The 13,300-nt window shown below is 68.1% G+C and carries 10 protein-coding genes and 1 pseudogene; 4 read left to right on the top strand and 7 right to left on the bottom strand.

Features of this window, described 5'->3' with window-relative positions:
• Positions 1-10 precede the first annotated feature (10 nt).
• The 3 genes from IFJ75_RS17245 to IFJ75_RS17235 all read right to left on the bottom strand — a co-directional run bounded on the left by IFJ75_RS17245 (position 11) and on the right by IFJ75_RS17235 (position 3,984).
• Positions 11-2,290 (bottom strand): NADP-dependent malic enzyme, encoded by a 2,280-nt coding sequence (locus tag IFJ75_RS17245; RefSeq protein ID WP_207869807.1) that lies wholly within the window; start codon positions 2,288-2,290, stop codon positions 11-13.
• Positions 2,291-2,400: 110 nt separating this feature from the next.
• Positions 2,401-3,285, bottom strand: coding sequence for an alpha/beta fold hydrolase (locus IFJ75_RS17240; RefSeq protein WP_207869805.1), 885 nt, complete (start codon positions 3,283-3,285; stop codon positions 2,401-2,403).
• 153 nt (positions 3,286-3,438) lie between these two features.
• The gene (locus IFJ75_RS17235) at positions 3,439-3,984 is read right to left on the bottom strand and encodes a D-glycero-alpha-D-manno-heptose-1,7-bisphosphate 7-phosphatase (RefSeq protein ID WP_207869803.1); all 546 of its coding nucleotides are present in this window, start codon (positions 3,982-3,984) and stop codon (positions 3,439-3,441) included.
• A 211-nt stretch (positions 3,985-4,195) separates the two neighbouring features.
• Between IFJ75_RS17235 and IFJ75_RS17230 the strand changes: the two genes are divergently transcribed.
• Both IFJ75_RS17230 and IFJ75_RS17225 read left to right on the top strand, forming a co-directional pair.
• Positions 4,196-5,353 carry a DegT/DnrJ/EryC1/StrS family aminotransferase gene (locus tag IFJ75_RS17230; RefSeq protein WP_207869801.1) on the top strand — a complete coding sequence of 386 codons (1,158 nt, stop codon included), beginning with the start codon at positions 4,196-4,198 and terminating at the stop codon, positions 5,351-5,353.
• Between the two features lie 3 nt (positions 5,354-5,356).
• The gene (locus tag IFJ75_RS17225) at positions 5,357-6,295 is read left to right on the top strand and encodes a Gfo/Idh/MocA family protein (protein ID WP_207869799.1); all 939 of its coding nucleotides are present in this window, start codon (positions 5,357-5,359) and stop codon (positions 6,293-6,295) included.
• A 421-nt stretch (positions 6,296-6,716) separates the two neighbouring features.
• Here IFJ75_RS17225 and IFJ75_RS17220 read toward each other — a convergent pair.
• The 3 genes and pseudogenes from IFJ75_RS17220 to IFJ75_RS17210 form a co-directional block, all read right to left on the bottom strand.
• Positions 6,717-7,808: pseudogene (locus IFJ75_RS17220) on the bottom strand (MHYT domain-containing protein); the annotation flags it as partial.
• A 289-nt stretch (positions 7,809-8,097) separates the two neighbouring features.
• Positions 8,098-8,565 (bottom strand): MaoC family dehydratase, encoded by a 468-nt coding sequence (locus IFJ75_RS17215; protein WP_207869795.1) that lies wholly within the window; start codon positions 8,563-8,565, stop codon positions 8,098-8,100.
• A 63-nt stretch (positions 8,566-8,628) separates the two neighbouring features.
• Positions 8,629-9,633 carry a threonine ammonia-lyase gene (locus tag IFJ75_RS17210; RefSeq protein ID WP_207869793.1) on the bottom strand — a complete coding sequence of 335 codons (1,005 nt, stop codon included), beginning with the start codon at positions 9,631-9,633 and terminating at the stop codon, positions 8,629-8,631.
• 89 nt (positions 9,634-9,722) lie between these two features.
• On the opposite strand from IFJ75_RS17210, the gene glpK reads away from it, so the two are divergent.
• Together glpK and IFJ75_RS17200 are read left to right on the top strand one after the other, a co-directional pair.
• Positions 9,723-11,228, top strand: coding sequence for a glycerol kinase GlpK (gene glpK, locus IFJ75_RS17205; RefSeq protein WP_207869791.1), 1,506 nt, complete (start codon positions 9,723-9,725; stop codon positions 11,226-11,228).
• A gap of 39 nt (positions 11,229-11,267) precedes the next feature.
• Positions 11,268-12,350, top strand: coding sequence for a phosphotransferase family protein (locus tag IFJ75_RS17200; protein ID WP_207869789.1), 1,083 nt, complete (start codon positions 11,268-11,270; stop codon positions 12,348-12,350).
• A gap of 133 nt (positions 12,351-12,483) precedes the next feature.
• Here the strand turns inward: IFJ75_RS17200 and IFJ75_RS17195 are convergent, their stop codons facing one another.
• Positions 12,484-13,263, bottom strand: coding sequence for a DUF1223 domain-containing protein (locus IFJ75_RS17195; RefSeq protein ID WP_225896879.1), 780 nt, complete (start codon positions 13,261-13,263; stop codon positions 12,484-12,486).
• Positions 13,264-13,300: the final 37 nt, after the last annotated feature.

The following is a 13,300-nucleotide window of genomic DNA, read 5'->3' as shown; positions in this document are numbered from 1 at the left end:
ACGCCGGAGCCTAGAGCTCCGGCGCGCCGCCTTCGTAGGCGGCGAAGGTGGCGGCGGTGATGATCTCGGACACCGAGGCGCCGAGGCTGACGATCTGGACCGACTTCTCGAGACCTACCAGCAGGGGGCCGATCACGGTTGCCCCGCCCAGGGACTGGACCAGACGCGTCGAGATCGAGGCCGACTGGATCGCCGGCATCACCAGCACATTGGCGTCGGCCGACAGGCGCATGAACGGATAGTTCGACCGCGCGCCCGGATCCAGCGCCAACTCGGGCGGCATCTCGCCTTCATATTCGAAGTCGACGTCCATGCCGTCGAGGATGCGGATCGCCTCACGCACCTTCTCGCCACGCTCGCCGGGCGGGTCGCCGAAGGTCGAATGGCTGAGGAAGGCGACGCGCGGAGTGCGGCCCAGCTTGCGCACGGCCGACGCCGCCTGGATGGCGATCTCGGCCAGTTCCTGGGCGTCGGGCAGTTCGTGGATCGAGGTGTCGGCGACGAACAGGGTCCGGCCCTTGGCCAGAACGATCGACAGGCCGATCAGTCGGTCCTTGACGTCGATGACCCGGCGCACCTCGCGCAGGACCATGTTGAAGTTCCGGGTCGTGCCCGAGACCACCGCGTCGGCATCGCCCAGGGCGACCATGGCGGCGGCGAAATAGTTGCGGTCCTGATTGATCATCCGCTGGACGTCGCGGCGCAGATAGCCGCGGCGCTGGAGCTTGGCGTAGAGCCAGTCGGTGTATTCGACGTTCTTGTGGCTGACGCGGGCGTTGACGATCTCGATGCCCAGAGCGTCGAAGTCGAGGCCGGCCTCGATGGCGTTCTTGCGGATCAGGTCCTCGCGGCCCAGCAGGACCGGGGTGCCCAGTTCGGACTGTTTGAAGGCCCAGGCGGCGCGGATGACGGTCGTCTCCTCGCCCTCGGCGAAGACCACCCGCTTGTTAGGCGCCGCGCGGACGGCCGAGGAGATCTTCTGCATCAGGGCCGCCGACGGATCGACGCGCTCGCGCAGACTGGCGCGATAGGCGTCCATGTCCTCGATCTGGATCCGGGCCACGCCCGTATCCATCGCCGCCTGGGCGATGAAGGGCGGGATGTACCAGATCAGACGCGGATCGAACGGTGTCGGGATAATGTAGTCGGGGCCGAACTTCAGCTTGCGGCCCGAATAGGCGGCGGCGACCTCGTCCGGCACGTCCTCACGAGCCAGGGCGGCGATGGCCTGGGCGCAGGCGACCTTCATCTCGTGATTGACCCGGCGGGCGCGCACGTCCAGCGCGCCCCGGAACAGATAGGGGAAGGCCAGGACGTTGTTGACCTGGTTCACATAGTCGGACCGGCCAGTCGCGATGATGGCGTCGGTGCGGACCGACAGCACATCCTCGGGCGTGATTTCCGGATCCGGATTGGCCATGGCGAAGATGATGGGATTGGGGGCCATGGAGGCCACCATCTCCTTGGTGATCGCGCCCTTGGCGGACAGGCCCAGGACGACGTCGGCGCCGACCATGGCTTCAGCAAGTGTGCGGTGCGGCGTGTCGGTGGCATGGGCGGCCTTCCACTGGTCCATGCCGGTGGGGCGGCTCTTGTAGACGACGCCGTCACGGTCGACGATCACGGTGTTCTCGGCCTTCACGCCCGCGGCCTTCATCAGGCCGATCGAGGACAGGCCGGCCGCGCCGGCGCCGGCCAGAACCACCTTCAGGTCCTCCAGCTTCTTGCCGACGATATGGGCGGCATTGATCAGGCCGGCGGTCGAGATGATGGCCGTGCCGTGCTGGTCGTCATGGAAGACCGGGATGTCGAGCAGGTCCTGAAGCTCGCTCTCGATCACGAAGCATTCCGGGGACTTGATGTCCTCCAGATTGATGCCGCCCCAGGTGTCGCCGATGTTCTTGACGACGGTGATGAACTCTTCCGGGTCGGTGGTCTTCACCTCGACGTCGAAGCTGTCGACGTCGGCGAAGCGTTTGAACAGGACCGACTTGCCCTCCATCACCGGCTTGGACGCCATATGCCCGAGGTTGCCGAGGCCCAGGATCGCCGTGCCGTTGGAGATGACCGCGACCAGATTGCCCTTGGAGGTGTAGTCATAGGCGAGGTCCGCATCCTTGGCGATCGCCAGAACCGGAATGGCCACGCCCGGCGAATAGGCCAGCGACAGGTCGCGCTGGGTCGCCATCGGCTTGGTCGGCGCCATGGAGATCTTGCCGGGCGTCGGAACCTTGTGGAAATCCAGCGCGTCCTGATCGGAGAAGGTCTGTTTGTCGGTCAGGTCGGGCATGGTGGCCTTTGCGCGCGCGTCGTCAGGATCGGGGTCGAAACCCTGACTGTCCTAGAGCGACGCTGGCGAGGGGACAACCCGGGCCGAGATTGACCCAGGGGAATGTCGCCTCAATCGACCCCGGCGAGGAACTCGAAGATCGCCGCCTTGGCCTCCGGCTCGTCCAGCATTGGCGCGTGGCCGACGCCGGGGACGTCGACATGGTCCATGCCGGGCGCGGCCTTCTTCATCCTGGCGGCGATCTCCGCGCTCAGAAGGTCCGAGTTTCCGCCACGAACCAGCAGGGTTGGGCGGTTTTTCGCCAGTTTGCGGAACCACGGCCAGAGATTCGGGACCAGGGCCTTGGCCCCGGCCGCCCGGATTGGCACGGCGATGTCGGGGTCGTAGTCCAGCACCGGCGTCCCCTCGGTGCCGTCGCGGAAGATGCGGCGGGCGAAGGCTTCCCAGTCGGCGTCCGAATAATGGGGGAAGGCGACCTCGTTGATCCGCCTGGCATAGTCGGCGGCGGCGGCCCAGGTCGGGGTGTCGACCGGCTGGCCGGAATAGGCGGCGATCCGGGCCAGGCCCTCGGGCGAGACCTCGGGACCGATGTCGTTCAGGACGGCGGCGGTAACGGCCCTGGCCTTGATCGCCGTCAGGGCCATGGTGATCAGCCCGCCCATAGAGGTGCCCATGAAGACGGCGCGCTCGATCCCGGCCTGTTCCATCAGGGCGACGACGTCGCGGGCATAGACATCAGGCGTATAGGTCATGGCATCGGGCGCCCGGTCCGACCGACCGCGACCGCGCACGTCTATGGCCAGGACCCGGCGCCCGCTCTGGGCCACCAGCGGTGCGATCCCCTCGAAATCGGCGCTGTTGCGGGTCAGGCCGTGGATGGCGATGACCGGCAGCTTCGCCGGCCCGGGTCCGGGCGCGTAGTCCCGCGCGAACAGGCTGAGGCCGTCAGGAGAGGTCCACCGACGCTCGGCGAAGGCGATGTTTGGCGCGGCCATGATCTCAGTGTCCCCGTAATCCACGATGCGCCCCCGCTCCGGCAGCGTATTTCAACGCCGTACGAATTGCGATTCCGGGCCCGGAGCAACTCTCCGAACAGGCGAAGTCTGTGGCCTGCGGGACGCTTAATGCGCGAACAGACTTAAGGCCGGTCAGAGACCCAGAACGTCGTGCACGAAGTCGGCGAGGTCAGGGCCGTGGAACAGGAAGCCCTTCACCCCGGCGCGACGCGCGGCCTCCATGTCGCTTTCACGGTCGCCGATCATGAAGGATCTGGCCGGGTCGATATTGTGGTCGGCGATGGCGCGCAGAAGCATGCCGGGATTGGGCTTGCGATCCGGGTGATCCTCGTGGAACCAGGCGGGATCCTGGGCCTCATGATGCCACGGGCAGGCATAGACCGCGCCGATCACCGCCCCCTTCGCCCCCAGACGGCGGACCAGCAGGGCGTTGAAGGCCTTCATCTGGGCCTCGGAGAACAGGCCCCTCGCCACGCCGGACTGGTTGGTGACGACCACCACCAGATAGCCGTGCTGGTTGAGCAGCTGGATCGCCCGCGCGGCGCCGGGAATGAACTCCAGATCCTCCTCGCGATGCGGATAGCCGACATCGACATTGATCACGCCGTCACGGTCGAGGAAGACGGCGGGAATGCCCGAGGGATTGGCGGGCGGCGGGGTCACGGATTCTGTCGTCATGCCCGACCGCGTCTATCGCCCTACGTTGCAAGTCGCAACGCGAAGTGACCCTGTCGTGTTTGGCGTCGGGAACGGTCATTTGCTAGACCGCCCCACCATCGTCGCTTCCGCCCGATTTGCGGAGGCTTTTCCCGGGCGGACGCCTGTCAGCGTCGCTCCGGCCCCGATCTCGAAGCGAGGCGGGTCGGACAAGAGATGAAACGATAACCCCATGATCCCCTTCATCGACCTTCAAGCCCAGCGCCTTCGCCTCGGCGGCAAGATCGAGGCCGCCGTCCAGGAGGCCGTCGTCGGCGGCGCCTGGGTCATGGGTCCGCAGGTGCGCCAGTTCGAGGCCGACCTGGCCGCCTTCGGCAAGGCGAAGCACGCCCTGGGCTGCGCCAACGGCACCGACGCCCTGGCCCTGCCGCTGATGGCCTGGGGCGTGGGCCGCGGCGACGCCGTCTTCGTGCCCTCCTTCACCTTCGCCGCCACCGCCGAGGTGGTGCCGTGGTTCGACGCCGAGCCGGTCTTCATCGACGTCGATGAGAAGACCTACAACATGGACCCGGCCCATCTGGCCGCCGCCGTCGAGGCCACGATCGCCGAGGGCCGGCTGACGCCCAGGGTGGTCATCGCCGTCGACCTGTTCGGCCAGCCCGCCGACTATGCGGCCATCAAGGCCGTCTGCGACAAGCACGGGCTGAAACTGATCTCGGATTCGGCCCAGGGCTTCGGCTGCACCATCGACGGCGACCACCCGCTGAAATGGGCCGACGTCACCACCACCAGCTTCTTCCCGGCCAAGCCGCTGGGCTGCTACGGCGACGGCGGCGCGGTGCTGACCGACGACGACGAACTGGCCCAGCTGATGGATTCCATCCGGGTGCACGGCAAGGCCGTCGCCGTGGACCTGAAGGACCGCACCTTCGACCACGACCCCAAATATCTGAACATGCGCGTCGGGCTGAACAGCCGTCTGGACACCATCCAGGCCGCCGTCCTGATCGAGAAGCTGAAGGTCTTCGGCGAGGAGATCGAATGGCGCAACCGCATCGCCAAACGCTACAACGAAGGCCTCGCTCGTCACGTCGCGGCCGTGCCGAATGTGCCCGAGGGCAATGTCTCCAACTGGGCCCAGTATACGATCGAACACCCGAACCGCGACGCCCTGGCTGCCCATCTGAAGGAACAAGGCGTGCCGACGGCAGTCTATTATCCGATCCCGCTGCACCTCCAGCCGGCCTATGAACACTATCCGCGCGGCCCGCAGGGCCTGCCGGTCACCGAGCGTCTGAAGGAGGTGGTGATCAGCCTGCCGATGCACGCCGACCTGGATGAGGCGACCCAGGACAAGGTCATCGCCGCCGTCGCTTCCTTCAAGGGCTAAGCCATGAACCCGAGCCAGCTCCACACCCCCCTGCGCGCCGGCGTCGCCGGCGTCGGCGTCATGGGCCGCAACCACGCCCGCGTCATGTCCGAGATGCGCGAGTTCGACCTCGCCGTCGTCTTCGACCCGGACAGCGCCACGGCCGGAAACGTCGCCACGGCTTTCGGCGCCCAGCCCCTGACCACCGCCGCCGACTTCGTTGCGGCCGGTCTTGAAGCCGCCGTCGTCGCCACCCCGAACCGCCACCATGCCGAGCTGGGCGTCGCCCTGCTGGAGGCGGGCGTCCACGTCCTGGTCGAAAAGCCCATCGCCGCCACCGTCGCCGACGCCCAGCGGATGATCGACGCCGCCAAGGCCAACGACCGCGTCCTGATGGTCGGTCAGGTCGAGCGCTTCAACCCGGCGGTCGAGGCGGTCAAACGCGCCATCGCCGGCGAGGAAGTCATCTCCATCCAGATCACCCGCGTCGGCCCCTTCCCGCCGCGCATGGGTGAGGTCGGGGTGGTCATCGACCTGGCGGTGCACGACATCGACATCATCCGCCACCTGACCGGTTCGGAGATCGCCGAGGTCCAGCCGCAGCTGGCCCGCACCCGCGCCGACCGCGAGGACACGGCCCTGCTGCAGTTCCGCCTCGACAACGGGGTGATCGCCCACATCACCACCAACTGGGTGACGCCCTACAAGACCCGCACCCTGCAGGTCGCCACGCATAACAAGTTCGTCGTCGCCGACCTGATGACGCGTCAGGTGACCGAATATTTCGGCCAGCAGCCGGACGGTTCCTATTCCACGCGCGGCGTGATGAGCTGGCCGAACGAGCCGCTGAAGAAGGAACTGGAAGCCTTCGCCCACGCCATCCGCACCGGCGAGACCCCCGCCGTCACCGGCGAGGACGGCCTGCGCAACCTCGAGGTCGCCCTGAGGTGCCTGGGAGAGTGAGGCGCCTTGGGGGAGTAAGGCCTCAGGCGGCCCCCGCCTCCACCCGCAGCGGCGCCGGTCTGAACGTCAGCCGCGCCCGGAAGCCGGCAGGCGCATAGTCCAGCTCGGCCGCGCCGCCGAGGTCGCCCTTCAGGCTGGTGGCGATCAGGCGCGAGCCGAAACCGGTGCGTTCAGGTTTCGGCACCCTGGGTCCGCCCGTCTCGATCCAGTCCAGTGTGACACGCCCCGCCGCATCCGGCGCGGTCCAGCGGACCGAAACCCGACCGCCCTGGCGGCTCAGGGCGCCGTGCTTGGCGGCGTTGGTGGCCAGCTCATGGATGATCATCCCCATGGCCAGGGCTTGGGGCGGGGCGAACAGGACGTCGGGGCCGTCCAATGCGAACTGGTCCGGCGAATAGGGTCGCATCTCCCGGCCCAGCATGTCGCGCAGCATGGCCTGCTCCCAGCCTGTGGCGGTGAGCAGATTGTGCGTCTCCGACAGGGCCATTAGCCGCGCCTCGAACAGGGACGAGAACTCGGGCACCGACTCGGTCCGGCGCGCCGTCAGCATGGCGATCGACTGGATGGTGGCCAGGGTGTTTTTCACCCGGTGATTCAACTCATTGATCAGCAGCTTCTGGCGCCGTTCGCTGGTCTCCAGATCCTCGAACGCGCGGCGGCGGTCGGTGATGTCGGACACCACCCCCGCCAGTTTCAGCGGCCGGCCCGAGCGGGTGCGGACCAGGCTGCCCTTGGACTGGACCCAGCGGCCGGTGGTCCCGATCGGATATTCGACGTCATAGTCGGCCTCGCCCGCGATGGCCTTCTCCAGCGCCTGGGCGCGGGCGGCCAGATGGTCGTCGTTCATCCAGACGGGGTGTTCGATGGCGCCGGTCGGATCCTCATCGGCCAGGCCGACCAGTTCGCGCGCCCGGGCCGAGAGGGTGAAGGTCCGGTCCTTGAGATTGAGCTCCCAGTATCCGACGTCGGCGGCGGCCAGCACCGAGACCAGCCGGGCCCGGTCGTCGGCCATGGAGGCGGCCAGGGCGATGAACAGGATCACAGCGGTGACGGCCGCGACGCTGACGGCGATGGCCAGGGGCGGGGCGCCCGAATCGTCCATGACCTCGGCGACCGGTCTCAGGTCCAGGGCCGCCATGCCGGTGTAGTGCATCCCGACCACCGCCAGGCCGAGGAGGGCGGCCGCGGCGGCGCGCCAGCCGATCGAGGTTTCTCGCCGCGCGGCCCACAGGGCGGTGATGGAGGCGCCGATGGCGATGGCGATGGAAAAGGCGATCAGGCCCGGCCGCCAGCCGACGGTGGCGGCGGTGCGCATGGCCGCCATCCCGACATAGTGCATCAGGGCGATGGCCGTCCCCATGGCCGCGCCCGCGATGGGAATACGACCCGCGCCGAGCCGGTCGCGCGAGGCGGTGAAGAAGGCCCCGGCCGTGCCCGCGACCGCCAGCAGGAAGGACAGGACCGTCAGGCCGGGATCGTAGCGGACCGGGGCGCCGGGGTCGAAACCCAGCATGGCGATGAAATGCATCGCCCAGATGCCGCCGCCCATGGCCACGGCCGCCGCCGCCAACCAGGGCGTCTGGTCCCGGCCTTCACGGCCCCGGATGCGCTGGAACAGGTCGAGCGCCGTCCAGCCCGCCAGAACTGCGACAGCATAGGCCAGGAGGAGGAAGACGCCGCCGTGGTGGTGCAAGGCCGTTACCGTACAAATCTCTCCGAACGCCCCTTATCGGGCACAAGCCGCGCCGGCGTCCAGCCGCTTCCCTGGATCGGCGGTAGCCGACCCCGCCAACTCAGGGAATTCAGTCCTTCACCATCTGCATGCCCAGCCATTCGGCGATCAGGGCCGGCTTGGAGCCGCCTTCGATCTCGACGGTGACCTCGTGCTTGATCAGCCAGCGGGTGACGCCGCCGTCCGTGCCCTTGTTCTCGGCCGAGAGCAGTTTGAAGCGGCCGCGCACCTTGGAGCCCGAGGCGACCGGGCTGATGAAGCGCAGCTTGTCGAAGCCGTAGTTGACGCCCATGACCACGCCTTCCAGCGGCGGATTGGCGTCATAGCTCATGGCCGACATCAGGCTGAGGGTCAGGAAGCCGTGGGCGATCGTGCCGCCGAAGGGGGTCTTGGCCGCCGCCTCGGGATCGATGTGGATGAACTGCCAGTCCTCGGTGCAGTCGGCGAAGGCGTCGATACGCTTCTGGTCGATCTCGATCCATTTCGAGACCCCGACCTCCGTGCCGATCAGGCCTTCCAGTTCCACGCCCTTGGTCATCGCATCGCTCCCGTTGTTTCGTCGAAAGCTATCCGCCTTCCCCCGGGTCAGGCCAGCGGGAATTCAGCCGCCGAAGCGATCTTCGAAACGATCCTCGATGATGGCCGAGAACAGGGCCGGATCGACGTTCCCGCCCGACAGGACGATGACCGTGGTCTTGTCCGCCGCCGAAACCTTACCGGTCAGCAGGGCCGCCAGGGAGACGGCGCCGCCCGGCTCGACCACCAGTTTCAGGGTGCGAAAGGCGTAGCGCACGGCCTCGGCGACCTCGGCGTCGGTCACGGTCAGGATGGCCGCCAGTCGGCGGTTGATGGGGAAGGTCAGCTCGCCCGGCCGGTCGGTCATCAGGGCGTCGCAGATGGTGCCCTTGGCGGGCGCATGGGTCAGCCGCTCGCCCTTGGCCAACGAGATCTGGGTGTCGTTGTAGTCGGCCGGCTCGACGCCATAGACGGTCGTCGCGGGCGACAGGGCCGCCATCGACAGGTTGATCCCGGCCATCAGCCCGCCGCCGGACGTGCCGCACAACAGTTGATCCAGAGCCTCGACGCCCGCCTCACGCGCCTGTTCGACAATCTCCAGTCCGGTGGTCCCCTGTCCCTCGATGACGAAGGGGTCGTCGAAGGGGCGAACGAGAATGGAGCCCTTCGAGGCCGCGATCTCCTCGCCGATGTCCTCGCGGCTCTCGGTGTAGCGGTCGTACATCCGGACCTCGCCGCCGAAGCCGATGACGCCCTCGACCTTCACCTTGGGACTGTCGGCGGGCATGACGATAATGGCGGAGGTCCCGACCATCTTCGCGGCGGCCGCCACGGCCTGGGCGTGGTTGCCCGAGGAATAGGCCACGACCCCCCTCGCCCCCTCCTCATCCGTCAGCCGGCTGATGCGGTTATAGGCGCCGCGGAATTTGAAGGCCCCCGCATGCTGCAGGGTTTCGGCCTTCATCAGCACCCGCCCGCCCAGCCGTTCGTTCAGAGCCGGACTCTCGATCAGGGGGGTGCGCACGGCGACGCCGGCGATCTGGCGGGCGGCGTCGCGGACGCCATCGAAGGAGGGGGTGTGCAAGGTCATGCCCCGCTGCTTAAACCAAAGCCGAAGTCGTGCGTAAGGGCCAGTTCAAGAGTTCCTGCCCCGACTTTCCGCCACCACTGGAGACGCCGATGCCGCATCTGATCCTCGCCATCGACCAGGGCACGACCTCCAGCCGCGCCATCGCCTTCGAGGTGGGGGAGGATCAGTCGCTCAGGGCCGTGGCCATCAGCCAGATCGAACTGGCCCAGCATTTCCCCCACTCCGGCTGGGTCGAGCATGACGCCGTCGAGATCTGGACCGCGACCCTGCAGACCTGTCGTGAGGTGATCCGCAAGGCCGGGGGCGTGTCGCGCTTCGCCGCCATCGGCATCACCAACCAGCGCGAGACCTCGGTGATCTGGGACGCTGCGACCGGCGAGCCCCTGCACAGGGCCATCGTCTGGCAGGACCGCCGCACCGCCGACGTCTCGTCGCGACTGGCGACCGAAGGCCATGAGGCCATGGTCCAGGCGGCGACCGGCCTGATCCTCGACCCCTATTTCTCCGCGACCAAGTTCGCCTGGCTGCTCGACAAGGTCCCCGGCGCGCGGGAACGGGCGGAGAAGGGCGAGGTGAAGCTCGGCACCATCGACGCCTGGCTGGTGTGGAAGCTGACCAACGGCCAGAGCCATGTCACCGACGCTACCAACGCCAGCCGCACCTCCCTGATGGACCTGCGCACGCGGGAATGGCGTGACGACCTGTGCGCCCTGTTCGATGTGCCGAAGGCCGCCCTGCCCCGCATCGTCGGCTGTTCGGAGATCAGCGGCGAGAGCGACCCCTCCCTTTTCGGCCGCGCCCTGCCCATCGCCGGTTCGGCCGGGGACCAGCAGGCGGCGCTCGTGGGCCACGGCGCCCTGACCCCCGGCGACGCCAAGATCACCTACGGCACCGGCGCCTTCCTCGTCGCCAATGTCGGGGACCAGCCGGTCGCCTCGACCCGCCGGCTTCTGGGCACGCTCGGCTATCAGGTGGGCGAGACCGCCGCCCCACTCGTGGCCTATGCGCTGGAGGGCTCCATCTTCTCCGCCGGATCGGCGATCCAGTGGCTCAGGGACGGGGTCGGGATGATTTCCGAGTCCCGCCATTCCGAGGCCATGGCCCAGGGGCTGAAGGACAATGGCGGGGTCTATCTGGTGCCGGGCTTCACGGGTCTGGGCGCGCCCTGGTGGGAGCCCGATGCGCGCGGCGCCGTCATCGGCCTGACCCGGGATTCAAAGCCGGCCCATTTCGTCCGGGCGGGGCTGGAGGCCCTGGCCTATCAGACGCGCGACCTTCTCGACGCCCTCGCCGACGACGGCGCGCCCCGGCTGGAGCGGCTCAAGGTCGATGGCGGGGTCACGGCCAACGCCTTCGCCATGCAGTTCGTCGCCGACATCTGCGAGGTCACGGTCGAACGCCCCGCTTTCCAGGAGATGACGGCCCTCGGCGCGGCCAAGCTGGCGGCGCTGGGCGTCGGCCTGATCGCGGATCTTGAGGTGCACACCACCGAGGCGCCCGCCGTCTGGACCCCGCGCATGGAGGCCGCAGAACGCGAACGTCTGCTCAAGGGCTGGCGCAAGGCCGTCAAGGCCGCCATCATCGCCGCGAACTGAACGACAGAGCGTCTTCAAGACGCCGACCGAGGAAGATCCATGACCGACGCCGACACCAATCTTGACGCCCAGGCTGCCTTTTCCGGCACGCGCGAGGTCGATCCCCGCTACGCCCTCGACGAAGGCAGGCTCGGCGAATGGCTGGCGGCGAATGTGGAAGGCTATGCGGGGCCGCTGACCGTCCGGCAGTTCAAGGGCGGCCAGTCCAATCCGACCTATGAGCTGGTCACGCCCGGCCGGTCCTATGTCCTGCGCAGAAAGCCACCCGGAACCCTGCTGCCCTCCGCCCATGCCGTGGATCGGGAGTTCACCGTCATCTCGGCACTGTGGAAGCAGAACTATCCGGTCGCCCGACCTTATGCTCTGTGTACGGATGATACGGTCATCGGCTCGATGTTCTATGTCATGGACAAGGTCGAGGGCCGGGTTCTGTGGGACCTGAAGCTGCCGGGCATGGAGCCCGCCGAGCGCCGCGCCATCTATGAGGCCCAGACGGATGCGCTCGCCGCCCTGCACGCCTTCGACCCCGCCGCTATCGGTCTCGGCGATTACGGCAAGCCGGGCAACTATTTCGAGCGCCAGGTCGGGCGCTGGACCAAACAGTACCGGGCTTCGGAGATCGATCTGATCCCGGCCATGGACCGGCTGATCGACTATCTGCCCGCCACCCTGCCGCCCGAGGGGCCGGCGCGGATCGTCCATGGAGACTTCCGCCTCGACAATTTGATCATGGCGCCTGTGGCCTCCGAGGTCCGGGCCGTGCTGGACTGGGAGCTGTCGACGCTCGGCGATCCGATGGCGGACTTTTCCTATATGCTGATCGGGTGGGTGCTGCCGGCCAGCCAGCGGAACGGTATCAACGGCGTCGACCTGAAGGCGCTGGGCATCCCGACGATCGAGGAGACGGTCGCCCGCTATGCGGAGAAGACCGGCGCCGGGATCCCGGCCAATCTCGACTGGCTGATGGCCTATAATCTGTTCCGGCTGGGCGCCATCTGTCAGGGCATCGCCGGCCGGGTGCGCGACGGCACCGCCTCCAGCGCCCACGCCCGCACCATGGCCGCCCAGGTTGGCCCCCTGTCCGACGCCGCCTGGAGCTTCGCGAAGAAGGCCGGGGCCTGAACTTTCCCCGGTCAGGGACGATCAGGCTCGGCGCGGCCTATCCGTTCGGAACGGGCGCGAAGCCCCACGCGAACGGGCCTCGGTCCGACAGGACTCCAAAAAGCCATCCAGTTCGCCCCCAGCCAAACCAGCCCTATTGGGTGGCGGCGGTCAGGATGCGGCGGTCACCCTTGGCCTGGACCATGACCGCGACGGCTTCGTCGGGATCGCGCTGGGCCGGCAGAGGATAGAGAACGGGACGCCCGTTCCAGTCTCCCAGTTTTCGCAGTTCGCGCACCACATTGACGTGGCGCACCGCCCGGCCGCGATTGTCGCCGCCGCTGACGGTCACGGTCTGGGCGCCGGGCCTGTAGATCACGGCCCAGACCTCGGCCCCGCCGACCGGGGCCCGGCCCGAGCCGACGCCGACACGGTCGCCGCTCTCGCGGAACTCGACCTGGGGCGGGAAGATGCGACGCGTCGCCTCCTCGTCCACTGCCGCCTGGACGGCGGGAGCCTCGGCGCCCGAGACCTGACGGCGGCCATCGATGATGACCTGGGGCGTATAGACGCCGCGCAGCCGCATCGCCGTCTGATAGGCGCGCTGGCGCTGGGCGAACTCCGGCTTGGCGAAGGTGTCGGGCCAGCCCATGTAGTCCCAGTAGCCCACGGCATAGGTCAGGGCGATGACGCCCGGCTCGTCGGCGATGGTCTCGACCACCTGATTGGCGTCGGGACAGCCCGGGCAACCCTGGGCGGTGAACAGTTCGAGCACGACCGGCTCTGACGGCGGTCGGCGATGGGTCGGGGCATGATTGCGCGACGGCGCCGGCTGGGCCCAGGATCCGAGCGCCGTCCCCATGGTCGCGGTCCCGGCGATCGCCACCGCCGCCCCGATCATCCATCCCCTGAACGTCTTGGCCCTGAGTTTCATGGCGCGAACCGTAGCGGGCTGAGACGGGGATCGCCCC

This window comes from Brevundimonas goettingensis (genome assembly GCF_017487405.1).
In the GTDB taxonomy this organism is placed as follows: domain Bacteria; phylum Pseudomonadota; class Alphaproteobacteria; order Caulobacterales; family Caulobacteraceae; genus Brevundimonas; species Brevundimonas goettingensis.
The sequence above is the reverse complement of the archived record's forward strand: the minus strand, read 5'-3'. Positions and strand labels throughout refer to the sequence as shown.